Here is a 23,245-nt window from a genome sequence, read left to right as displayed (position 1 = left end):
ACAGTCGCAACTGCTCCGGCAACGCTGCCATTGCCGTCACGTTCCACCTTGATCCTCATTCACGCCATCGCGACATGCGCGATGGCGTTTCATGGAAGCACCGCGCACGCACAGCTTCCCGAACCGACCGAACTCGTCGATCAGCAGCACTGCATGTTTTGCCACACATCAGACGCGCCTTTTCTTGCGCCGTCGTTTCACCAGATCGCGCAACGCTACCGCGACAAGCCCGACGCGCGGCTAATGCTTGAGGACAAGCTTCGGCACGGCGGCAAAGCGCACTGGGGAGATATGGCCATGCCGCTACCGGCGGATCGCGGTGGCCCGCTTTCCGCCGAAGATGCACATACGCTGATTCGCTGGGTATTGAGCCAGTAGTCGCAGCATGCTTCACCGGCGTGCCAGCCGCGACCGTCACGCGCGGCTATCGTGCGTGCTCCAGCGGCTGCCTCCCTGCGTCTGCCCTACACTGCGGATCGATGCCGGCACGCCAGCGGTCTTGCTTAACGTGCCGACTTATCTCCTGCTAGGTTTCGAACGCATGCCGATGTCTCAGATCGACCCACACCATGCCTTCACGCAGCCCTTCCAGCAAGGCCTCGTGCTCGGTTTTGAAAGTAAGATGATGGACGAATGTATGTGTGGCCCGCTGCTGAGCCGCCTCATGAGCAACGACGATTTCGCACGAAAAACCGCCTTCGGGTGCGGGTGACGTACGGGCATCAACGCTCCAGCCCGTAGCGTCAATATGTCCATTGAGTGTCACAGTACCAATCTCCTGGCTGTGCGCGCGAACACCAACTCGCGCATCACATCTCGATAATCACTTTCAGCGCATGCGTATCGGCAGCGCGAGAGAAAGTCTCGTAGGCCTTTGCCGCGTCTTCGAATGCAAATCGATGGGTAATCAGCCGCCCTGGATCGATGCGTCCGGCGCACACCGTCTTGAGCAGCATCGGCGTGCTGACCGTATCGACGAGCCTCGTGGTGATCGTGACGTTACGATCCCAGAGTTTGTCGAGAAAAATAGATGCGGGTACGCCGTGCACCCCCACGTTAGCAACGACCCCGCCGGGAGCCACAAGTTGCTCGCAAAGCTCGAACGTCGCTGGCACGCCAACGGCCTCGATCGCGCAGTCCACGCCCACACCGGCCGTGAGTTTCATCACGGCAGCCGCCACGTCGCCCGCACGCGGATCGATGCAGTCTGTAGCTCCAAATCGCTTCGCGCACGCCAGTCGATTGGGATCCATGTCGATCATGATGATCTGCGACGGCGAATAGAATTGAGCAGTCAGCAACGCGGCCAGTCCGATCGGACCTGCGCCGACAATGGCAACCGCGCTGCCCGGTTCTACCTTCCCGTTGAGTACGCCGCATTCGAAACCCGTGGGCAGGATGTCCGACAGCATGACGAGCGCCGCCTCATCTACACCTGAGGGTATCCGGTATAGGCTCGTCTGTGCGTGCGGTGTGCGCACATATTCCGCCTGCGTTCCGTCGATGCGATTGCCGAGGATCCAGCCGCCCGTTTTGCAGTGCGAGTACATGCCACGGCGGCAGTATTCACACTGGCCGCAACTCGAAATGCACGACACAAGCACGTGATCGCCCACCTTCAGCGTCGATACGCCGTTGCCGATTTCGTGCACGACGCCAACACCTTCGTGCCCAAGAATGCGACCCGGTTCGCAGCTCGGCACATCGCCTTTGAGGATATGCAGATCGGTTCCGCATATCGTCGTCTTCGACATCTTGACGATCGCGTCACCCGGTTCCTGCAGGGCAGGAACCGGGTGCTCTTGAAGCGCGAACTTCCCCGGACCGTTGTAGACCAGTGCTTTCATGTTCCCTCCACGGAATTCTGGAACCCAGCCGCCGCGATTGCAGCCGCCCGCGCGTGCGTCACAAGCGCGGCGCCTGACTAATGATGATCGTCGATGGATCTGCCAAATTGATCTCGGTCAAGCACCGGGATATTCGAAGAAACCTGCCATGGGAGTCTGTGCTGGAAGCGCTCCTTCGCCCAGATCAGTCGGCTCGCTCAATCCCCTTTTGCCTCGCGCACGCGTTTGGCGCGACTTCGGCGCCATCGCGAGAAAATGTATTGCCTGGCTTCGCGGTGACGGCTGCGCGCAGGCTCCTGAATTCCCTGCGCAGTGCCCGGATGTCCTCATGGAGTGTCTTGATATCCCGATGCATCTCTTGCCTGAGCAGCCGCTCCTCCTTGCCAATGAGCCATGCTGCAAGTCCGGCAAAGACCAGCGAAAACATACCGTAGCCAAGCAATACGACGAAAACGGCGAAGATGCGTGACGCCGGCGACGTGGGCGCGATATCACCATACCCTACCGTGGCGCTGCTCTCGAATGCGAGCCACAGACCTTCGGCATAACTGTGCACGCGGGGTTCCAACGCGTAAAAGCCCGCGCCGCCGAGCAGAAGAACAACCGTACCAGCTACCGGCAACCACGCGAGCCGGTTCGGTTCGACGTAGATGCGCAAGGCAATCGCAATACGCAGCGCAACCATTGCCATGAACGCGAGCCTGAATATCCATTCGAAAGATGACCAGGGCGTCGCGCCACCGATCATGCTGAGTAAGGCCCCGCAAGCGATGGCGAGGTCAAACCCATAACGGCCGTGTAGCAGTTCGTGTGCGAGACCTGCCCTTGCCAATTTGACAAGCGCTGCTGAGCAGGCCGTGGCCATCACGGCGTAGAGCGAGCGGGCGAAAAGCAGCGTGGACTGCGATGTCGCGAGCAGTTCGATATAGAACGCGGGAATAGCGATCAGGCAACCCGTGAGGAACGCCCAATACGTAAATGACAGTACATGCGAGACGCTTCTCCTGTCCGAAGAATGGCCAGCTTTCGTTGTCGTTGCGTGGGCGCCACTATTCATTTGCGTGTTCATCGTTGAGCGAAACTTGCCGGGCTACGAACGGGGGGACAGCAACCCTGTCCTGTGTCTCCCCGTCAGCCCGCCGGGCAAGACTGCTCTCGATGCATTCCGCCACTATCGTGACAAGACACCCACGCACAATGCCGTTCATTTGCCCGCTTTGCGTCTGGCTATCAGATAATTGCATGAATCAGGCCGGTTCGCCGCGCCACACACCAGTCCAAATGGAAAGCCCGGCACGGCATGCCGGGCTTGACTTTCAGGGGATAGTAAATCTCCGTAGCGATGGATGATTAGTACACCAGCACAAATGATCGCCGAAGCGGTGACGATACCGAACGCCAACCGTTCGAAACGACAAAAGAAGCGGGACATGAAGCGTCTCGCGGCGTCAGATGACTCTCAGGAGATTCACGATTGTATGAACACCCTGCGTCGACCTGGCGGCGCCGTGTACGAGCTGGCGTTCTGCGTTGGAGGCAACGTTGCCGGTTAGCGTAACCGTGCCGCTGGTGATACTGATCTCGACGTGCCTCGCTTCCCGTTCGCTGTGTCGCTCTATCGCGGCACGAATTGCGCGCGCGATGTCTTCAGCGGAAGTCGCGCCGCGAATGCGGATGTTATTGCTCACTGCCGTCACGCCAAGCAAATGACCGATCGCCTGCTCAGCAGCATGACTCTGATATCCCAAGTCACACTCGCCAAGCAAGGTCACGTGGCCTTTTTCCACTTCAACCTGGATATTCTGATTGTTGACGCCAACCGTCCATTCAAGGATGGCGCGCACCGTATTCGCAATATCTTCGTCGCTGCGCGCTTCATCCCGATGGATGTGCACCTCCAGCTCGAGGACAATGCCGCGCACGCCGGCCACGCGCTCCGCTGCTCGCTGGATGGCCAGCTTTGCCGCGTAGCTTGCAGGATGGCCCGACAACGTAACGACGCCGTTCGACACCTCTACCCCGACTGCAGCGGGCTGGATTGACCGATCGCTGGCCAGTTCGGCTTCGATGTCACGTTTCAGTTCGAGGTCGGATTTCATGGAAGTCCACTCCTGATTGAGACATTATCGTCACGCCACCGGTACGGAGGCAAAGTGCCCGCGCACGAATTTCCCGTCACGGCTTGCCTGACGAGGGAAGCGTCGCGAATCTTTCGAGACGACCCAGCAAATCGACCGCCTCGCGCTCCAGAATCAGGTCACACCGCCATTCAGATATAAGTTGCCTGATTCTCGCCTGCCAATACGCTGGATCAGCGACTGGTCCCCACATGGACAGATAAGCCCTTGTCTGCTCCAGCATGGAGATTGCCGCCTTGATATGCGACAGGTCACGTTCAAGCTCAAGATAAGAGCGCATCCAGCGATTCCTCTCGGTTCGTTGGTCATCAGGTAGCCCGGTCAAAAATGCGGAATGCGAGCACGGCCCAATAACCCGGTCTGCCTCAGATTTGACCGGGATGAAGCGCCACATCGATTCCGCTCTTGCTTGCGCCCGCGCAGCATACGGGCACAGCCACTGCCCTGATGCTACTGGCCGTTACATCGGCGTGAAATAGGTGGGATAGCCCAAATGGTCTTCAACACCCTTGACGCCCATCACGCGTTCAGCGCTAACGCAGATTGCCCTGCGCTCTTCCTCCGACGTTACCGTCCCCCAGAGGTGGACTACACCATCCTTAACCACCACATTTTCTGCAGCCATCGCCCAGCGATGACCATCGAGCACTTGTAGCACGTGCTGGCGCAGCGCCTCATCTGAAGCGATCGCGTCTGAAGGGCCGTGCGCAGCATGCGCAAGGGCCTGCACAAGATTGGAGCGGCTCACGATCCCGAGTACCTTGCCGTCGACAACGACAGGCACCCGCTTGATGTGATGTTGTTGCAGGAGATCTGCCACTTCCGCAAGCGGCGTCGCCGGCAGGACACTGACGACGTTCTCAGTCATGACGTCACTGATTTTCAGCGCGTGCTCCTTCAGATACTCCGTCGCCAGTCGGCGCGTCGAATGGAGAAACTCTGCAAGCCACGAACGTTGCGGCTTGCCTGTGCCCGTTTCAACACGGTGCAGGAGGTCACCCTCGCTCACCATGCCGGCGATTTTTCCATCCTCTCCAATCACAGGCAGACCGCTGATGTGATGTGTGGTCATCAGATTGGCCGCGTCAAAAACGCTCGCCGAAATAGGCACCGAAACGACTTCCGTTGTCATGATGTCCGAGGCTTGCATGAGCATTCTCCGAGGGTCGAGTGGGTTCGTTACGCTCCCAATGTAGCGATCAGCCTGCTTTTTGCAATTGACCTCAATCAACCGACTCGCGCAGGAGCATCGTCAATGTGCGGCCAGCATCGCAATGGCGGCAACCCCCATCACCGCACTGCCCAGCCAGCCCAGTGCCCGGACCCGCCATCCCGCCGTAAAATTGCCCATCACGGACGGTTTCGACACCAGCAGGATGATTACCACCATGAGCGGCACAGCGACGACGCCGTTGATTACCGCACTGATGAACAGGGCTCGCATGGGACTGACCGGCGAATACTGCAATACGAGCCCGAGCATTACGCTTACCGCGATGATTGCGTAGAAGCCGCGGGCATCCGCTACCCGGCGCTCCAGACCTTCCTTCCAGTCCAGCGCCTCAGACAGCGCATAGGCTCCGGAGCCAGCCAGTACAGGCACCCCGATCATGCCGACACCGAATATGCCAGCCGCAAACAGCGCATAGGCGAAGTCCCCGGCAAGCGGGCGCAACGCGCTTGCGGCCTGCGCTGCCGTATCGATCCTCGTCACGCCGGCGACATGCAAGGTCACGGCGGTCGCGAGCATGATGAACCAGGCCGCGAGATCGGAGTAGAACATGCCGCTCCATGTGTCCCAACGAATGCGTCGCAATTCGGTCGGCGCGGCACCGGGATCGCGCACGAGCGGCGCGCCTTCGCGCGCGTTCTCCATATCCTCGATTTCTTCTGCGGCCTGCCAGAAGAACAGATAAGGGCTGATGGTCGTACCGAACACACCCACGATAACCGCTGCCGAGGACGAATCGGGTGTCAAGATCGGCCAGAACGTACGCAGAGCGACCTGGCGCCACGGTACGTGTACGGTAAACAGCACCGCGGCGTAAGCGAGCAGCGAAAGCGTAAGCCACTTAAGGAAGTGGACATATCGGTGATAAGGGACGAAAACTTGAATCAGAAGCGTGGCGAACACGAAGCAAGCCGTCATCGCATGGCGGTCAAGGCCGGTTACGAGCTCCGCGACCTCACCCATCGCCGCAACGTCTGCGGCAATATTCAACGTATTGGCGATGAGCAGGAGCGCCACCACGCCATAGAGTACGAACGGCGGAAATGCGGCCTTGATATTGGCAGCCAGCCCCCTGCCCGTGACACGACCGAGATCGGCGCACATTGACTGGATGGCAGCCATCAGCGGAAACGCCAGCGGCATCGTCCACAACAGCGCAAGTCCGTACTGCGCGCCGGCCTGAGAATACGTGGCGATGCCGCTGGGATCATCGTCGGCGACACCGGTGATCAATCCTGGCCCGACTTTGGCGAGTGGATGCGACTTCAGCCTGTCAAGACATGCCTTCAGGATGCCGGTCCGGGGCGCTTCATCAAGATCCATCGGCTCTTCTCCAGGCAGGCTCACTCTACAGTCAGGTCGTCGACCACTGCGCCTACACCCGGCGCGGCCCACGCCGCACCGCGCGCCACGGCGCGCTCCGCATACGAATGAACGGTTCCCGATAATGTCACCGTACCCTCGCGAACCGATACCCGGATGTGCCGTGCTTCGCGGTCTGCATGACGGTGCATGGCGTCCAGAATGTCTTTGCTGATTTTTTCCGGCTCGGCGAGATGCCTGACTTCGATCTGGTTCGAAACACCAGTTACGCCGCGCATCTGGGCGATCGCCCGCGCTGCCGCCCGGCTCTGCCAGGCATAATCGACCGTGCCTTTGAGCACGACATGGCCATGCTCGACCAGCACGCGCACCGCGCCCTCGCTCAAGCCTGTTGTCCAGCGCAACATGCTGTGCGCGAAGTTCGCGATTTCACCGTCGCCTCGAATTTCCTCTTCTGGCAGACGCACCACCAGTTCAATTGTGAGCGCCCGGACACCTCCGACGCGCTGGGCAGCCTGTTCGGCGGCAACCTTCTCGGCCAGACTCGCGAGATGGCCCTTGAGCGTCACGACACCATTCTCCACCTCTACGCTGATGGTGGATGCTGCCACGCCAGGTTCCCAGTCCAGTTCTGCTTGAACGTCCTGCTTGATCTGAAGATCGGATTTCATCATTGCCTCCATCAGGTCCGACAGATACCGGTTTTACGTGCCGAGCGTGGCATGGCCTTGCTTCTTTCGACTGATCTACGTCAATCTCCGTCATCACACTCGCCCGCTTTGCCACCACGAGTCACCCAACGGGAAAGGCTCGCGCCGGATTGATTCAGGTCAATTGCAGTCCCGCATAGACGCATAGAGTGAATCGCTAAGTACGCCGCGGGTCTTTCTTTCGCTGGGAGTGTCGATCATGGAGTACCGCAGCATTCTTGTTCACCTCGATAACAGCGAACGCGCACGAGTTTGCGTCGATGTCGCGCTGCAAGTGGCACAGCAACATCGCGCGCACGTGAGCGCCCTATACGCACCGGCATTGATCGAACACCGGCTGGACTACGTGTTCACGTTCGGAACCGAATATTGGGACCGGCAAATTCGTGAAGAAGATGATCGACGACGTGCCCTGGAACACTATTTCCTGTCGCGGCTCGCAGACTTAAAGCTCACTGGAAACTGGCACACGGCTCAGCAACCCGCGGCGCGGGAAATGATCGCGCGCTCCCGGTTAGCCGACCTGGTAGTGTTGCGTCAGAGCGATCCGGAAGATCCGAATGCATCCCTGGGCAACCGCTTTCAGACCCACGTCACCTTAGCGGCGGGCAGGCCAGTTCTATGGGTGCCATTTACCGGCAAGTTTCCGGGCGTGGGAAATCAGATCGTCGTTGCATGGGATGGAGGCCAGTCGGCCACGCGTGCGCTCTACGATGCCTTGCCCTTCATGCGGCTTGCACAACAGACCTCACTCGTCACATTCACACTCGAGAACAAGGAACGCGACCGTATTCCGGGTGCCGACATTGGACTCGTACTGGCCCGTCATGGCATTGCAGTTGAAGTGGCGGCCTTGCGTCCGCCTCCGACGGTTTCCGTTGAAGCCGCCTTGCTGTCGCGCGTGAAAGACAAGGGCTGTGATCTGCTCGTGATGGGCGCGTACGGTCACGCCCGGTGGAGGGAGATTCTGCTTGGAGGCGTCACGCACGCGGTGATGGGAGCGATGCCTGTTCCTGTTCTGATGTCGCATTGAGCGTATCCGCCAGAACGGCGCAAAGGTCTTGAGGGAAATGGCGATGGATTTCAAGAGTCTGCTTGTGCATCTCGACGACACCGAGAGATGTGCTGTGCGCGTCGCGCTCGCGCTCGATCTGGCCGATCGATTCAATGCGCATCTCGTCGGTCTTTATCTGCCCTTTTCGCCTATCGACGGCGCCGATGAGGCACGCGCCGCGGAACAACGCCGCGCCAATGCCCATGCGAGCTTTCTCTGCGCAGCCGAGCGCGCCGGCCGTATTGTCGAATGGCGCGCTCCCGAACCGGCCGACCTGCAGTGCGCAACGCTCCATGCACGTCACGCCGACCTGCTCGTACTCGGTCAACATGACGCGCAAGGCCGGTCCGTCAATGTCACCGGGGATTTCGTCACGGATCTGTTGATGACGTCTGCCCGCCCTGCCGTCATCGTCCCGTATGCCGGCGCATTTTCGTCATTCGCGCAAAACATCCTGATTGCCTGGGACGGCAGCCGCGAGGCGGCGCGCGCCACTTCGGACGCGTTGCCACTACTGGTTCGCGCTCCGCGCGTATCGATCGCTGTCGTTGCGCTTCCAGGCAGCACCGAGCTCGCACGGGCCACGGACGCTGCAATCGATGCGTCGACGTGGCTCGATCGCCACGGCGTTAGCGCCTCGTTCCACGAGAGCGTCTGCGAGCATCGTGTCGAAAGCGGCGTGACCCTGCTTAGCCGCGCAAGCGATGTAAACGCCGACCTGCTGGTCGCAGGCGCGTGGGCGCACTCGCATCTGCGCGAACGGGTGCTGGGTGGCGTCACCCGCACCCTGCTCGAATCCATGACGCTGCCAGTCCTGATGTCGCATTGAAGCATCGCCCTTTGGAGTGAGGCGCTCGCCTGTCGCGCATCTACGATCTCCTCCGGACTTTGGCCTACTATTGGCACTGTCGACGTGCAAACTACGTCGACTCCCGCATTGCCGCCAAAGTCACCGGAGCGCTTCATGCAAAGGGCTAAGCCGGCGTCCTGGTATGGGCGCAACAACAGCAATATCGCGATCGAGGAGCGCTATCGTCTGCTAATCGAATCTGTCCATGATTACGCGATCTTCATGCTGGAGCCGACCGGCTGTGTAGCCAGCTGGAATCAGGGCGCACAGCGAATCAAGGGCTATACGCCGGAAGAGATCGTTGGCGAGCACTTTTCGCTGTTCTACACAGCGGAGGACATCGCGGACGGCAGGCCCGCGCGACTGCTTGATGCCGCAGCGCGGCTGGGACGAGTGGAAGACGAAGGATGGCGCGTTCGGAAAGACGGTAGCCGTTTCTGGGCAAATGTCATTATCACGGCGGTCTACGACGAACATGCCGCGCTGGTTGGCTTTGCCAAGATTACCCGAGACCTGACAGAACGGCGCAGGCTCGACGAGCTTGAGCGCGCCCACATGACCTCGGCACTCGTGCAGCACGCGCGCGAAAACGAGCAAAAACGCCTCGCTCGCGAACTGCATGACGACCTTGGACAGCGGCTGGTTGCCCTGAAGATGGCGTTGGCCCGCCATCAGACTGAACTCCTCGAAACATCACCCGAGGCACATAGGGCACATCTGGCCTCACTTGGCGAAATCTCCGCGCAACTCGACGAGCTAACCGTCTCGGTGCGCCGCATCGCCGCCGACCTACGCCCCCTGCTCCTGGACGACTTTGGCCTGGAAGCCGCGCTTGAATCGATGGCACATGACTTCGAGCATCGTCACGGCGTGACGGTGCAGTGCGATCTGGACCCGCATATGCCGCAGCTCGATGAACCCGCCTCAACCGCGCTGTTTCGCGTCGCGCAGGAAGCGCTGACCAATATCGCACGACACGCCAACGCGCGCACCGTGACGCTTGGCCTGACGGGCAACGGTGCGATCATCAGGTTAAAAATCCGCGACGATGGTAAGGGTTTCGATACGCACGCGGCTGCGCGGCCCGACGCGTTCGGCCTGACCGGGATGCGGGAACGCATGCTGCAACTGGGCGGCACGCTTTCGATCGAGAGCGCGCCTGGAGCCGGAACGGCGATAGTGGCCGAACTTCGTTTGACAGCCGCACAGATTGTCCGGCTGACTGAACCCGGCGCTTGATTTCAGGCGCTTAATCTTCGGTTAAGTTGAGGTCTTCTAGAATCGCGCTTTCGACCGGCTTATTTTCCCAGGAGAGACTGGCCATGCAAAATGCCGCCGATTCGCGCTACGACAAGACCGCACGACTGCTTCACTGGCTCGTCGTCATACTGGTTGCGGCCCAGTTCGTGATTGGCTGGACGATGCCCGACGTACATCGCGATACAAAGCCCATTGGCGAAATCGCATGGCATCTGGGCGTGGGCACCGCGCTCATCGCCGTCATGGCAGGTCGTATCGTCTGGCGCGCGACTCACCAGCCGCCGACGCAAAGCATGCCCAAAGCGTTGCGCGCCGTCTCGGCTCTCACGCACGGCGCACTCTACGTGCTACTGCTCGCCGTGCCGCTGCTTGGCTGGATCAACGCGTCGTCGCGCACTTGGGTCGTCAAACTGGGCGGCCTCGTTGCGCTGCCTTCGCTTTCAGCGTCCGGCTCGTCGTTCGGGCATGCAATGGGCGATGTACATAGTGCGCTGGCATGGGTACTGCTGGTGCTAATCGGCTTGCACATCGCCGGCGCGCTCTATCATCGCTTTGTGCTCGGCGACGGCGTGTTACAGCGCATGCTGCCTTGAGTCATCTAGCCCGTCTGCGGGAGCACGTGAACTCGCGCAGCGCGCCTAGTTGAGCAAGGCGTTCCTCGCCATTCCCGCTAGCGTGCAAAAGAGTACGACCGCGAGGGGCGGGGACCTCCACTTCACCAATGCCACGAAGCCGCTGGCGGCGATCGCAAAATCAAGCGGCGAACGTACCGCACTTGTCCAAACCGGCGAATACAGGGCAAACGCTAGCAGGCCCACCACGGCGGCATTCACGCCAGCAAGCGCCGCCACTACGTGTGGACGCGTACGCATCGCCTGCCACCACGGCAGCGCCGCGACGACGAGCAGTAGGCCAGGCAAAAAAATGCCGATGACCGCTATGGCTGCGCCGTACCAATGACCAGGTCCTGTCTGACTAACCCAGCCGAGAAAGGCTGCGAACGTGAACAAGGGCCCGGGAACCGCCTGCGCAGCACCGTATCCCGCGAGAAACGCCGCAGGCGACACCCATCCCGATGCGACCGTCTGCTGCTGAAGCAAAGGCAGCACGACGTGGCCGCCGCCGAATACCAGTGCACCCGCCTGATAAAAGGCGTCGAAAAGGCGCCCCCCCTCGCTGCCCGAAGCCGCAAGCACCGGCAGGCCGGCGAGTAGGCCCAGATAAAGCGCTAGCGCCATGCCAGATACGCTGCGCGACCCTCGCCATCCAGAACCCTCTCCTGCCCCCGGCTCACAGGCCTTTGCCGCGGTCCCGCCACACAAGCCAATGCCGAGCAACGCTCCCACGGCGATCACCAGCACCGAGCCATACGCCGTAGCCAGTACCGCAAGCATCACGATTGCGAACAGCGCGATGCCAGCGCGACGACCGTCCGGGCAGAGCCTGCGCGCCATGTCCCAGACCGCCTGCGCTACGACAGCCACCGCAACAAGCTTGAGCCCATGCAAAGCGCCATCGCCTGCCCAGCCCCCCAAGTCCGGCGCTGCGGCCGCAAAGACGATCATCAGCAAGACCGAAGGCAGCGTAAAGCCGAGCCACGCGGCAAGGCCCCCGCGCCAGCCGGCCTTGAGCAGCCCGATGGAAAAGCCAACCTGACTGCTCGCCGGTCCGGGCAGAAACTGGCACATGCCGACAAGATCACTGAAGGTGTGCTCATCCAGCCAGCGACGGCGCTCAACAAACTCGCGACGAAAGTAGCCGATATGCGCAATCGGCCCACCAAAACTCGATATCCCCAGTTTCAGGAAAACGAGCAGAACCGCAATCGCCGAGTGCTCTCGAGTCGAGGGTACAGACGGGGTGTCGAGGGACATGAAGTGGCGCCAGTGTGTGCGAAATGAAAGAAGGACACCGGTCCGACAGCCAGGAGCATGCCGTTTCGCGTCCCACAGGGCAAGGCTGTCATCGTAACCGCTGCCGCCGGACGCTCAGCGCGCGACGCCCACCTCACGCGCAAACTCGATCTGAGCCTCACGTAATTGCGCCGCGCAGCTCCGATACGTCCAGCCCGGACCGCCGTCGACGCTGTACATACCGCGGCACAGTCCTTTAAGCCGGATGACGGTCGTCCCGTCGTCCGCAGTGCGTCGCGTCGCCCAGAAATACGCCACGCCAAACTCGTGAGGGATGCGGGTTTCGATGCTGATGTCGTCCAGGCGCTCGATCGGTGTCACGGAATGCCGCTGCACGAATAGACGCGCGCGGCCCCAAGCCTGCTCGCAAGCCGCGTAATCGGTGCATTCGACCTGCGCCTGCTCGCGAGCGGCCTCCAGATCGGCTTCGGCGCGTCGGAACGCCAAGCGGCTAGCGTCAGAGGCACACGCAGCAAGCGTAAGCGCCAGCACAAGGGAAAGCGCGAGTGAAGCACGCGGCATTTTCAGCGATTGCTCCCGCAGAGCCATGGTCGGGTTTCCACAAGAACCAGGCCGGGTCGGATTTGGCCGGTGCCTCCAATGTATGAGGGGCGGCCCGCTCGCCATTGATCTGGCTCAATTCATCCGGCAAGCGCACCTTGCTGACACAGATCAAACGCCCTTTCTTAAAGCGCGCTCCAATCGATCTCACTAGCGCCGCAAGGCGCGATGCGAGGAGAACATGATGAAGCTGACCTTCCTTGGCGCGGCGCAGACAGTCACAGGCTCGCGCTACCTGCTGGAAGCGGACCACAAGCGGGTGCTGATCGATTGTGGCCTGTTCCAGGGAACGAAAAACCTGCGTCTTCGCAACTGGGAACCGTTGCCCTTCGCGGCCGACACGCTCGACGCCGTCATCCTCACACACGCCCACATCGACCATTGCGGCTATCTGCCCGTTCTCGTGCGAAACGGCTATCGAGGACCTGTGTTTTGCACCCCCGGCACCGCAGATCTGTGCGATGTGATGCTACGCGACAGTGCCCGGCTGCAGGAAGAAGACGCAACGTTCGCCAATCGTCACGGGTTCTCCAAACACCATCCGGCGCTGCCGCTCTACACCACCGAGGACGTGGAGAGGACACTGCGTCTGGTCGGGCCTCGCGAATTCGACGAGCCCGTAGCGCTGAGCAACCGGCTGTCTTTTCGCCTCTTGCCCGCTGGCCACATTCTGGGAGCGGCCAGCGTCGTGCTGTGCTGTGGCCACACCGTGATCGCATTTTCCGGCGATCTTGGCCGCCCTGAGGATCCGCTCATGCGCGCGCCCGCGCCTCCCGCGCATGCGGACTACCTGGTGGTCGAATCAACCTATGGCGACCGCCTGCACGACGCAATCGATCCCGAGGACGAACTTGCAGCAATGTTTGCGCGTACCTTCGCGCGCGGTGGGATCGTGGTGATACCGTGCTTCGCGGTGGGTCGCGCGCAGGAGATTCTCTACTACATTGCACGGCTGAAAGAGGGCGGCCGCATGCCGAACGTGCCCGTCTATCTGGATAGCCCGATGGCGATCAGTGTCACCGACCTCTACCGCCGTCATATGGGTGAACATCGCCTGACTGTCTCTCAGATGCACGCGATCGACCATGCCGCATTTATGGCCCGCACGGTCGAAGATTCGAAGTCGATCGCCTCGCGCCGTGGGCCTATGGTCATCATCGCGGGCAGCGGCATGGCCACGGGCGGCCGCGTGCTGCATCACCTGAACCTGTACGCGTCTGACCCACGCAATACGATCGCGCTCGTCGGCTATCAGGCGCCCGGCACACGTGGCGCGGCTCTGGAATCGCATGCGCCAGTGATCAAACTGCACGGCGATTATGTGCGCGTGCGTGCCGAGATTTCTTCAATTTCATCCCTGTCCGCTCACGCCGATTATCGCGAGACCATCCGCTGGCTCGCCGGCATGAACTGTCCGCCAGTACGCACCTTCGTGACGCACGGCGAGCCGGCAGCGGCCGACGCGCTGCGTCGCCGAATCGTCGAGACGCTGCACTGGGATTGCAGCGTGCCGGAATATCGCGATACGGTGGAACTCCCTGAAGATCCGGCTCGCGAACACCCTTGTCCGCCCTGCGAATCAACGCACATCCCGGGCATGACAAACTGACCCGCCACAGAAGCGTGGCGCATCTGATCCTGAGGCCATAATATTGAGACGCACTGCATGTGTCCTCGTGCGCCGGGCAGTCTCACTCACGTTGCCCGTTTGCAAACAAATCACTCCCGACTCGCCTGCCCACGAGCACTTCGTTACAGACGGCTGCCATGACATGGGTCACTGATGCGCCACTGAAGGAGCAAAGCCGCCAGCCAGCAGTGGCGGCGGTCGCTGCGTTTGTTGTTGTATTCGCCCTCGCCGGGGCGGTAGCTGTGTTCGTCGCACAACAATGGCAAAGCGCTGCCGAGCAGCGCTTCGGTCGCCGCGCCGAAGCCCTGCGCGAATCCATTCAACTCTCGCTGATCGCCAATGAAGCCGTGCTGCGCGGTGCGAGAGCGCATCTTGCCCGGATGCCGCTGCCTGACGCCGCGAGCTGGGCGAACTATGTCTCCGCCCTCAATCTGGACAGCTCGCACACTGCGGTTGTTGCGCTCGGTTATGCCCCCGACGAGTATGGTGCCCCGCTCTGGGCTGGGCCCGCAGCCGGCGCGGGCAATTTGCCCGCCCGCCCCGGCGACGCTTACTCAGGTCAACCGGACGACGTTGTGCTGACTGTCGCCAAGCCCGGCCCCACTACCTTGGCGCCGCTAACTCTATGGCTTCCCGTCTACGACAAATCGGCGTCAAAAGGCAGCGATACACAAAATCCAGTCGGCTTCGCTGTCGCCGCGCTCGATGTCCAGCGGCTATTTGAGCCGCTCCTGGCAGCCCAACCGGGGCTCGAAATCGCTGTGCGTGCACATCATCCGCCATTCGACCTTTACCGGAGCGTGCCAATTGAAAGGGACGAAGTCCTCTCTTACCAGCGGTTTGAACGCAGCGACCTGTTGCTTGCGGGCGGCACGGCGCTGACGATCGAGACACGCGCAGACGGCAGCCCGCTGCTCACGGGTGCGGCCAGCAGCGCTGCCGCGATCCTGCTGGCAGGAGCGCTCGTAGCAACAGCGTGCGCATGGCTCGCATTGCGGCTTGTGGCGGCACGCATGACACCATCCGCAAGCATCAGCGACGCACGCCTGAACGAAGTACGCATGATGGCGATTATCCGTTCGTCGATGGAGGCGATCATCACGGTCGACGAGACACAAAAAGTCGTCATCTTCAATCCGGCCGCTGAATATGTATTCGGGTTAACGGCGATGGAGGCGATAGGCTCGCCGCTTTCGCGCTTTATTCCCGAGCGTTTTCGCGCAGCGCATGCCCAACATGTCGACCAGTTCGGCGTTACGGGGGTGACGGAGCGCCAGATGGGCCGTCAGCAGCGCGTGCTCTATGGTTTGCGCGCGAATGGCGAGGAGTTCCCGATCGAAGCGTCGATCTCGCAGATCCGCGAGGCGTCCGGCAGGCTCTACACGGTCATGTTGCGCGATATCACCGAGCGGCTGCAAGCCGAGAACACGCTCAAACGCTCGCGCGAAGAACTGCGCGAGCTCTCAGCCAATTTGCAAAGCGTGCGCGAAGCTGAAAAAACCCGCATCGCCCGCGAGCTGCACGACGATCTGGGGCAGCAACTCACTGCGCTCAAGATCGACCTTTCATCGCTGGGGCAGCGTCTGGGCCCAAAGATGATGCCCGACATCGCGACCAGTCTTGCGGGCATGAGCACGCTCATTGACGCGATGGTTCGAGGCATACGCCGCATTGCCGCCGATCTGCGCCCCGTCATGCTCGATGACCTCGGGCTCGTATCGGCGATCGACTGGCTCGCCAATGATTTTTCAAGTCGATACGGAATCAAGGTGCGCAAGTGCCTGGAGACTGGCAGTGTGGTGTTCTCCAACACGGCGGCCTCTATGCTGTTTCGCATCGTTCAGGAGGCGCTAACCAACGTAGCGCGCCACTCGCAGGCAAACAGGGTAGACCTCAGTCTGGAAGTGAATGCGCAGCATTGCATCTTGCGCATTGCCGACAACGGTTGCGGTACAACGGGCGAAAGAAGCGACGCTCCCGATCCGGCGCGACACGACAAAACCTTTGGATTACTGGGCATACGCGAGCGCGCCCACATGTTCAACGGCGTCGTCGAAATCGATACGGGGCCTGGTGAAGGCTTTTCCCTCTCCATCACGTTTGATCTCGATGCCCTTCAATCCGACGAGACAACTTCATGATCAAGGTCCTGCTCGCTGACGACCATACACTCGTGCGCGACGGCCTTCGCCGTATTCTCGAAAGCGCACACGACTTTGAAGTCGCCGGAGAAGGCTGGGACGCGGCGACCACGCTTGCCCTTGTGCGTGATCAGGCCGCCCAGGTGCTGGTGCTCGACCTGTCTATGCCGGGTCGCAGCGGCGTGGATCTCATCAAGCAGATCAAGGAAGAAAAACCTGCCTTGCGCATCCTTGTCCTGACCATGCACGCTGAGCAGCAGTACGCCGTGCGCGCGTTCAAGGCGGGGGCTTCAGGTTATCTCACTAAGGAAAGTGCCAGCGCGGAACTCGTGAACGCCGTTACGAAAGTCGCATCCGGTGGCGTCTACGTCAGCACGACAATGGCAGAGCGCTTCGCGCTTAGTCTGAACGAGCCCGCCGACTTGCTCCCGCACCAGCGCCTCTCCGATCGCGAGTTCGACGTCTTCCGCCGGATCGCGTCCGGAGAGACCATTACCGAAATCGCCCACGCCTTGTGCGTGAGCAGCAAGACCGTGAGCACCTACAAGGTCCGCATTCTGGAAAAAATGCAGATGCCTCACGAAGCGGCCCTGGTTCGCTACGCGCTGCGTCACAAATTGATCGACGATCAGGACGAGGTCTAGCCCTTGCCCAGACTGGCGTCTGCCATGCGCGACCATCTCCCGATGCGGCATAGCATCGCACCGATGTAGGAATCGCCCTACATAACTTCCGTCTTGCGTACACCAGTTTCCACCACCGCTGATTTATTTCCGGGATGGCGATGCCGATACTGGACGCATGCAGGTCAAGCCGCCGCGGTCGAAACCGCGCGTTGACCCCGCTATTAACGCACGTACATCGCGCGTTAAAACTGGAGACGATCATGTATGCCGAGTCCGTATTCGATACCCCTTCACCGATGCCGTCATCCACGCAAAGACCGCCGATCCCGGTGCATCCAGTGCATCGCGCGGGCGGTTCGGGCTGCCTGCCGACGCGCTGCTCGACCTGTTCGTTGCGCGCAGTCTGCATGCCAGCCGATCTTTCCGGCATCGAACTCCGGCAACTCGATACCGTCGTACTCACGACGCGTCATGTGCGGCGTGGCGAGGCGCTCTTTCGCACGCACGATGTTTTCCAGAGTCTGTATGCAGTGCGAACGGGATCTTTCAAGACCATCGTCATGCACCGCGACGGGCGCGAACAGGTGATCGGCTTCCAGATTCCTGGCGAACCACTGGGCCTCGACGGCGTCTGCTCGGGCACCCATAGTTGTGAGGCGATCGCGCTGGAAGACAGCACGGTGTGCATCATCCCGTTTGCCCAGTTCGAATTGCTTTGCCGCGAAAGCCGCCGCATGCAACGCCATCTTTATTATCTGATGAGCAGCGAAATCGTGCGCGAGTCTAGCCTGATGATGATGCTCGGTACGATGACCGCAGAGCAGCGGCTCGCCTCGTTTCTACTCGATCTCGCGGCGCGCTTTCGCGCAAGAGGCTATTCCAGCGCAAAGTTCAATCTGAAGATGAGCCGCGAGGAGATTGGCTGCTACCTCGGACTAAAACTTGAGACAGTCAGCCGCATGTTCTCGCGCTTTCATCGCGATGGTCTGGTCGAACCCAAAGGCAAGCAGATTCATATCGTCGATGCACAGGCCCTCGCACGCGTATAAGCCCATGAATGCCTGAAAGCTGTAGACAAAGGCGTTGCGTTACGTCGTGTGGGCCCAGTGCATGCACATTCAGCGCTCCTTGATGGAGCGCTTTTTGCCACCATCGGCCGCCCACTCGCCGACAAGGGAAGCTCGCTTGTGCTTCACATCATGCTGACTTTGCCTCGAGTTCGTGTTCGGCTTCATCAAAAGCTTCACGCATAACAACGAGTGGATCAGTACCGCAATGATGGGCAACCGGACTGAAGCCGCTCGATATTGTGACAAGATCGAGACGTACATCGTAAGTCTGTGACGCGTCGAGTCCATGAACCTCTTCAATCGCCAGGTGACAGGACTTCAACGTCTTGCCGAAACGCTCCAGCCGCAACAACTGTACGCCCGCCTCCGCCTCGATCGCGGCCGTTCCCGCGAAACCCAGATAGACCATCTGCATTCCCAGTCCCATCGTGTGGCCTCCCTCGCCGGCAGGGTGCCGACCGCTGAGCATTCCGCCTGTTTTAGCGGTTTCGTTCAGCCAATCCGCATCGGTTACTCTCTCAGCGATCACCATGTGTTAATCGATCTGCACGCTTTTTTGGGCAGCAGGTACCTTCTTGGGCAGGTTCAGGGACAACACGCCGTCCTGATACTGGGCGCTTGCTGCCGAGTCGTCGATCTCGTTTGCGAGAGAAAACGTGCGCGCGAATGAGCCGCTATAGCGCTCCCTTCGAATCCAACGTTCCCCCTCTTTCTGCTCGGTCTTGCGCTCTACCTTCGCATGAATCGAGACCGTGTTGCCATCGACTTTTACGTCAATGTCCTTCTTGTCCACGCCAGGCAGCTCCGCCTTCACCAGATATGCCCGCGGACTTTCCGTCACGTCGAGTTTGATGGACGAAAGATCGCTACTATCGGCGGCAGGAGCACCACGCAACGGGCGGAAAAGTCCTTGAAACAGTTCAGAAACTGGCTCGGTCCCGAACGGATCGTAACGGGTCAGATTGTTCATCTTTCACCTCTGCTTTGAATAAAAAAGGGCAGCGCGCTATACAGGAAGCGGCCCACGTTGCGCGCTGCGCGCTTTGACACGCCCCAGTTCCACTGTAAAAACTGATCGCGGTTTGCGATTGATCTGCCTCAATTGTCTCGCTCGGGGGCACCCGTCGCGGCCGATGGATAACGAGTCCTCGCTTGATCCAGGTCAACGGCAAACAGAGACCCGTTTTTAAACTCAGATCAACTCGCTGTCTGCCCTGTGTCGGGCCGCGACGTCTTCGTTCTACTGGAGATCCGTAATGAGCTACAAAACCTTGATGGTTCATCTGGATTCGAGTACACGTGCCAACACGCGCGTTTCGCTTGCGCTCAAACTCGCGCGCTCTTTCGGTTCGCATCTGTATGGCGTCTTCGCCGCTTTCGAGCCGCATCCGCGAGAGTTCTATGTCATGGCCGGAACCGCAGACTATTACGACGTGCATCGCAAACTTCGTGCAGAGCAGCGTGCCGCCATCGAGCGACTGTTTCGGGCCGAATTGGCACGGGCGCAAGTCGTCGGCGCGCTGGTCGACGTGGATACAGATACCGATCCTGTTGCCTCGATCATGCGTCATAGCCGCAGCGCGGACCTGACGATAATTGGACAAGCCGATCCCGACGATCCAGAAACATTTGTCGCCGATCACTTTGCCGAGACGGTCGTCCTGGGTGCCGGAGGCCCTGTACTGCTCGTTCCGAACACCGGGCATTTCGAAAAAGTCGGCACCCGCGTGCTGATCGGCTGGAATGGCAGCCGCGAGGCAGCGAGAGCAGTGCATGACGCGACCCCCTTCATCGTCGGTGCCGCACACGTCACGATCGCAGCCTCGTCGACGACGTTTTCTCCTGCGCCCTCTCAGGCCTCGTGCAGCGAACTGGCCGCAACGCTCGCGCGGCATGGCGCGACCTCGGTTGACATCGTGCGCTTTGACCGCCATGCCACCGAGACCACCGGCGATGCCCTGCTCAACTTCGCACTTGGCGGTGGATTCGATCTTCTTGTCATGGGCGCATATGGTCACGCACGATTGCAGGAGCTCGTGCTGGGTGGCGCGACACGCTCCGTCCTGCTGACAGCGACATTACCGGTACTGATGTCGCACTAGCGCCTTTGACACGGCGTTGTTGGCTCAACGTCAACCCGCTCATTAACGAGTTGTCATGGAGCATCCTATGTACTCTCGCGTTCTGGTTGCAATCGACGGCAGCAAGACAGCTTCGCAAGCGCTCGACATGGCGATCCGCCTCGCGCTGGATTCAAAGGCAGTACTGATGCCACTCTATGTAATTGACCTGCCTGTGATGGCCTACGATGTGCCGGGCTTCGATCCGTCGATCGTACGTGACGCCTACTTCGAGGAAGGGCGACTCCTATGCGCAGATGCACAGACAAAGATGCTCGCGTCCGGCGTGCAGGGAATAGCCCGTTCGGTTGAGGCACATTTAGGGGCGGAAGATATCGCACATTGCATCGTGCGCGTTGCCGCAGAGTTCAATGCTGATCTCATTGTTATGGGTACGCATGGGCGGCGCGGTGTAAGACGCCTTGTATTAGGTAGTGTTGCTGAACGGGTGCTGCGCAGCGCTCGATGCCCGACCCTACTCGTGCCTTCGCACAAACTTTTACCAGAATCCGCCACGCAGACACAGACCAAAGACATCTCAAATCTTAGAGGCTGACTGCTTTAGATCGGAAACGCCAACGGCTCCTTCATTCAAGATGCCGACGAAATCATTCGACAGGAAACGGCGGATACCTGTTTCGGGGCGACGTGCGCCTCTCGTTGCCCCAGCGATCGCTCAGCAAATGTCTTTCGGGTGCCTGACGCCGCAATTGCGCGTTTACTGACGTGAGCTACGCCTGTGATCCTCCAGTTCAAGGACTGAGCGGATTTTCCGTATCCATTGCGGAAATTGCGGACGCTGCTGTGGCCGAAGCCAGTTGAGGCACTACGAGGACGATCGTTCAGAGCACGTGCCCGGCTGGAACTGGACAGACCAGGTGGGACGCTATCGCCGACGGCCGCGTCGGGTTGATGCAGCCTTCTATATCAACCGGCTATCGGAACTCATTTATGGGGCCTGGTTCTCGGACGCATTAGTAACAGACGGGTTGTGGCTTCAATACATTTCATCGAACGTAATCCGGGTCAGGCAACTGGCCTGGCGTTCGTGGATGCTACCAGCCGCTACATGCAGTTCCTTGCTGCGGCGGCCCGATGCCCGACCTACTCGATCAATCGACCACACCCCGAACTCGTCGAATATTATCGCGACAAGGGATACAAGCGAGAGTTGACTAGAGGGTCGCGCCTTATCCGTCTCGAACAGGATTTGCCGCACGACATGCTACGCGCCGCAGGACTTGACGCAAATAGTCTGACGTGATAATTCTGTTTGTAATCAAGGAGAAACTCCATGCGAACCAAGCTAACTAGCCGAAAGCGCCTGGCGTTGCCACCGACGGAAACATCGGAGCAGCTCCGGGCTCGGCTGCGTCACTTTGCTGTGCTCACGCGCTCGGAGGCGACGCGATCGTCCGACGTACCGTTTCCAGAACATGTGACGGTACTCGCCGGACCTTTGCGCCGACGTTCTCAAGCAAGGTAACCAGGATCTCTCGCCCGCCCTGTTTATCGGGTCCGGCTAGTACGCAACATACGAAGCCCCGTTCTTACGGGGCTTTTTTTACGGCAGATACTGTTTAATCCCTATTTTTTCCGTCGCGACGAGTTCCTTCGCAGGGATAACTGGTAACTCTTCAGGGTGAAACGGCGCACCGAACCGATTGGTTTGAACCCGTTGCATTACGGAATAACACTACCGTGCGGGGTGCATAGAAGGATGGAGCGATTCCGCTTTTTCCTTGCCGACAGCCATGGCAGCCACGCTTGCAAGGCCGGGATCAGGCGCATTTGGACACATCCCCTCGAAGATAGGCACGCCACGCGGATCATCACATCGGGCAACTGCGTAGCGACCGTACCAGACGCCGCTCGGCTTTCTCCTGACAATCGTCGTTACCTGGAAAATCCCCACGATTTCGGTCGCCATACTGATTTCCCCTTTTCCGAACCGAGAAAAAATCCTAGCACAGCAGAATAACGGCTGATCTCTTCGTGGCGGTTGTTAATTGTTTACTAACACTCACCAAAGATACTCAATATAACATCGCGCATCAATCGCTCGGAGCCTTTCCAGCAAAGGGTTTCGGCGATCTGTCCAGAGTAAGAAGTGCGCGAACAGGCCGGTTTCCACGCGGCCCAAATCGCCGAATTTCACTCGATTCAAAGCGTGATATGGCACCAATTAAGCTATTCGGATTGCCCAGAGGGATGGCGTCCTGAGCGATCGCTTCTATTTCTCCGCGTCTACCGCAGTCGTTGCCCACCAGCGCAGCCAGTCGCCTAAGCAGCGCTCAGTTTCGCACGACGCCCTCTCCCCATTGTCGGCTGTCGGCCCGTAAGGACACTCTCACGCCCACGTTGCCAATGCTTGTCATCAATGTGCTTCAGGAATGCGGGGCCTGTTGCTTTCGCCTGGCAGCGGTCTCGACTTTTCAGGCAGCCGCGCGTCCAACACGACCGAATTCGACCGGAACCTTTACATAGGTGAGGTCGACGTCTTCTTCCGCGAGCGCGCTCATCAGACGCTGATACGCTTGTTCATCGACGGAAACAGTGACAGCGACCGGTTGATCTGCAAGTTCGAAAAAACCGGCCGAATGGAATCGGCCAGCGTGATCGAAACCTTCTGCGCCCGTGACAAGGGTCCCGCCCGAAGCGCCGTGTTGCTCGGCAACCCTCAGCAGCCAGTCACAGATCGGCTGATGTCCGTGCTTGCGCTTCTGTTCCGTGAAAAACGTCAATTGATAGCCTTGCATGGCGAACTCCCT

General features: G+C 60.0%; 26 protein-coding genes. 12 read left to right on the top strand and 14 right to left on the bottom strand.

From position 1 onward, the window contains the following. The first annotated feature begins 81 nt into the window (after positions 1–81). Together U5A67_RS30825 and U5A67_RS30820 are read left to right on the top strand one after the other, a co-directional pair. A complete protein-coding gene (locus U5A67_RS30825) occupies positions 82–378 on the top strand; it encodes a c-type cytochrome (protein ID WP_321817309.1) in 297 nt (98 codons plus the stop codon). A gap of 169 nt (positions 379–547) precedes the next feature. After that, positions 548–712 carry a hypothetical protein gene (locus tag U5A67_RS30820; RefSeq protein ID WP_321817308.1) on the top strand — a complete coding sequence of 55 codons (165 nt, stop codon included), beginning with the start codon at positions 548–550 and terminating at the stop codon, positions 710–712. A gap of 97 nt (positions 713–809) precedes the next feature. Here U5A67_RS30820 and U5A67_RS30815 read toward each other — a convergent pair whose 3' ends face one another. The 8 genes from U5A67_RS30815 to U5A67_RS30780 form a co-directional block, all read right to left on the bottom strand. Further along, on the bottom strand, positions 810–1,847 hold the full coding sequence (locus U5A67_RS30815; protein ID WP_321817307.1) for a zinc-dependent alcohol dehydrogenase family protein: 1,038 nt from the start codon (positions 1,845–1,847) through the stop codon (positions 810–812). Between the two features lie 184 nt (positions 1,848–2,031). After that, complete coding sequence (locus tag U5A67_RS30810; RefSeq protein ID WP_321817306.1) at positions 2,032–2,916, bottom strand: potassium channel family protein; 885 nt, start codon at positions 2,914–2,916, stop codon at positions 2,032–2,034. A 135-nt stretch (positions 2,917–3,051) separates the two neighbouring features. Continuing rightward, complete coding sequence (locus U5A67_RS30805) at positions 3,052–3,279, bottom strand: hypothetical protein (protein WP_321817305.1); 228 nt, start codon at positions 3,277–3,279, stop codon at positions 3,052–3,054. 16 nt (positions 3,280–3,295) lie between these two features. Then, the gene (locus U5A67_RS30800) at positions 3,296–3,946 is read right to left on the bottom strand and encodes a BON domain-containing protein (RefSeq protein WP_321817304.1); all 651 of its coding nucleotides are present in this window, start codon (positions 3,944–3,946) and stop codon (positions 3,296–3,298) included. 76 nt (positions 3,947–4,022) lie between these two features. Further along, on the bottom strand, positions 4,023–4,265 hold the full coding sequence (locus U5A67_RS30795) for a hypothetical protein (RefSeq protein WP_321817303.1): 243 nt from the start codon (positions 4,263–4,265) through the stop codon (positions 4,023–4,025). 180 nt (positions 4,266–4,445) lie between these two features. Next, positions 4,446–5,135, bottom strand: coding sequence for a CBS domain-containing protein (locus tag U5A67_RS30790; protein ID WP_321817302.1), 690 nt, complete (start codon positions 5,133–5,135; stop codon positions 4,446–4,448). A 102-nt stretch (positions 5,136–5,237) separates the two neighbouring features. Beyond that, positions 5,238–6,539, bottom strand: coding sequence for a divalent metal cation transporter (locus U5A67_RS30785; protein ID WP_321817301.1), 1,302 nt, complete (start codon positions 6,537–6,539; stop codon positions 5,238–5,240). 20 nt (positions 6,540–6,559) lie between these two features. Beyond that, a complete protein-coding gene (locus U5A67_RS30780) occupies positions 6,560–7,210 on the bottom strand; it encodes a BON domain-containing protein (RefSeq protein ID WP_321817389.1) in 651 nt (216 codons plus the stop codon). A gap of 238 nt (positions 7,211–7,448) precedes the next feature. On the opposite strand from U5A67_RS30780, the gene U5A67_RS30775 reads away from it, so the two are divergent. The 4 genes from U5A67_RS30775 (at position 7,449) to U5A67_RS30760 (ending at position 11,006) form a co-directional block, all read left to right on the top strand. Next, positions 7,449–8,282 (top strand): universal stress protein, encoded by an 834-nt coding sequence (locus U5A67_RS30775; protein ID WP_321817300.1) that lies wholly within the window; start codon positions 7,449–7,451, stop codon positions 8,280–8,282. Between the two features lie 43 nt (positions 8,283–8,325). Continuing rightward, the gene (locus U5A67_RS30770; protein ID WP_321817299.1) at positions 8,326–9,132 is read left to right on the top strand and encodes a universal stress protein; all 807 of its coding nucleotides are present in this window, start codon (positions 8,326–8,328) and stop codon (positions 9,130–9,132) included. A gap of 135 nt (positions 9,133–9,267) precedes the next feature. Next, complete coding sequence (locus U5A67_RS30765) at positions 9,268–10,392, top strand: PAS domain-containing sensor histidine kinase (RefSeq protein WP_321817298.1); 1,125 nt, start codon at positions 9,268–9,270, stop codon at positions 10,390–10,392. An 83-nt stretch (positions 10,393–10,475) separates the two neighbouring features. Beyond that, complete coding sequence (locus tag U5A67_RS30760) at positions 10,476–11,006, top strand: cytochrome b (protein WP_321817297.1); 531 nt, start codon at positions 10,476–10,478, stop codon at positions 11,004–11,006. A gap of 45 nt (positions 11,007–11,051) precedes the next feature. Here U5A67_RS30760 and chrA read toward each other — a convergent pair whose 3' ends face one another. Together chrA and U5A67_RS30750 are read right to left on the bottom strand one after the other, a co-directional pair. Next, a complete protein-coding gene (gene chrA / locus U5A67_RS30755; protein WP_321817296.1) occupies positions 11,052–12,287 on the bottom strand; it encodes a chromate efflux transporter in 1,236 nt (411 codons plus the stop codon). A 114-nt stretch (positions 12,288–12,401) separates the two neighbouring features. Next, the gene (locus U5A67_RS30750) at positions 12,402–12,773 is read right to left on the bottom strand and encodes a hypothetical protein (RefSeq protein WP_321817295.1); all 372 of its coding nucleotides are present in this window, start codon (positions 12,771–12,773) and stop codon (positions 12,402–12,404) included. A 298-nt stretch (positions 12,774–13,071) separates the two neighbouring features. Here U5A67_RS30750 and U5A67_RS30745 point away from each other — a divergent pair, with 298 nt between their 5' ends. From U5A67_RS30745 to U5A67_RS30730, 4 genes are all read left to right on the top strand, one after another. Next, positions 13,072–14,496, top strand: coding sequence for an MBL fold metallo-hydrolase (locus tag U5A67_RS30745; RefSeq protein WP_321817388.1), 1,425 nt, complete (start codon positions 13,072–13,074; stop codon positions 14,494–14,496). 158 nt (positions 14,497–14,654) lie between these two features. Continuing rightward, a complete protein-coding gene (locus U5A67_RS30740; protein WP_321817294.1) occupies positions 14,655–16,658 on the top strand; it encodes a PAS domain S-box protein in 2,004 nt (667 codons plus the stop codon). Next, positions 16,655–17,302 carry a response regulator transcription factor gene (locus tag U5A67_RS30735; RefSeq protein WP_321817293.1) on the top strand — a complete coding sequence of 216 codons (648 nt, stop codon included), beginning with the start codon at positions 16,655–16,657 and terminating at the stop codon, positions 17,300–17,302. The genes U5A67_RS30740 and U5A67_RS30735 overlap by 4 nt, the downstream gene beginning before the upstream one ends. A gap of 278 nt (positions 17,303–17,580) precedes the next feature. Continuing rightward, positions 17,581–18,333, top strand: coding sequence for a helix-turn-helix domain-containing protein (locus tag U5A67_RS30730; RefSeq protein ID WP_321817387.1), 753 nt, complete (start codon positions 17,581–17,583; stop codon positions 18,331–18,333). 148 nt (positions 18,334–18,481) lie between these two features. On the opposite strand, the gene U5A67_RS30725 is transcribed toward U5A67_RS30730, so the two are convergent. After that, positions 18,482–18,769, bottom strand: a complete 288-nt coding sequence (locus U5A67_RS30725) for a hypothetical protein (protein ID WP_321817386.1) — start codon at positions 18,767–18,769, stop codon at positions 18,482–18,484. Between the two features lie 120 nt (positions 18,770–18,889). After that, a complete protein-coding gene (locus U5A67_RS30720; protein WP_321817292.1) occupies positions 18,890–19,324 on the bottom strand; it encodes an Hsp20/alpha crystallin family protein in 435 nt (144 codons plus the stop codon). 286 nt (positions 19,325–19,610) lie between these two features. On the opposite strand from U5A67_RS30720, the gene U5A67_RS30715 reads away from it, so the two are divergent. Beyond that, positions 19,611–20,456 (top strand): universal stress protein, encoded by an 846-nt coding sequence (locus U5A67_RS30715; RefSeq protein WP_321817291.1) that lies wholly within the window; start codon positions 19,611–19,613, stop codon positions 20,454–20,456. A 67-nt stretch (positions 20,457–20,523) separates the two neighbouring features. Next, positions 20,524–21,030 (top strand): universal stress protein, encoded by a 507-nt coding sequence (locus tag U5A67_RS30710; RefSeq protein WP_321817385.1) that lies wholly within the window; start codon positions 20,524–20,526, stop codon positions 21,028–21,030. 1,140 nt (positions 21,031–22,170) lie between these two features. Here the strand turns inward: U5A67_RS30710 and U5A67_RS30705 are convergent. Together U5A67_RS30705 and U5A67_RS30700 are read right to left on the bottom strand one after the other, a co-directional pair. Beyond that, on the bottom strand, positions 22,171–22,404 hold the full coding sequence (locus U5A67_RS30705; RefSeq protein WP_321817290.1) for a hypothetical protein: 234 nt from the start codon (positions 22,402–22,404) through the stop codon (positions 22,171–22,173). 505 nt (positions 22,405–22,909) lie between these two features. Beyond that, positions 22,910–23,233 (bottom strand): DUF190 domain-containing protein, encoded by a 324-nt coding sequence (locus tag U5A67_RS30700; protein ID WP_321817289.1) that lies wholly within the window; start codon positions 23,231–23,233, stop codon positions 22,910–22,912. Positions 23,234–23,245 lie beyond the last annotated feature (12 nt).

The sequence above is a fragment of the Paraburkholderia sp. J69-1 genome, from assembly GCF_905220255.1.
Lineage (GTDB): Bacteria > Pseudomonadota > Gammaproteobacteria > Burkholderiales > Burkholderiaceae > Paraburkholderia.
The sequence above is the reverse complement of the archived record's forward strand: the minus strand, read 5'-3'. Positions and strand labels throughout refer to the sequence as shown.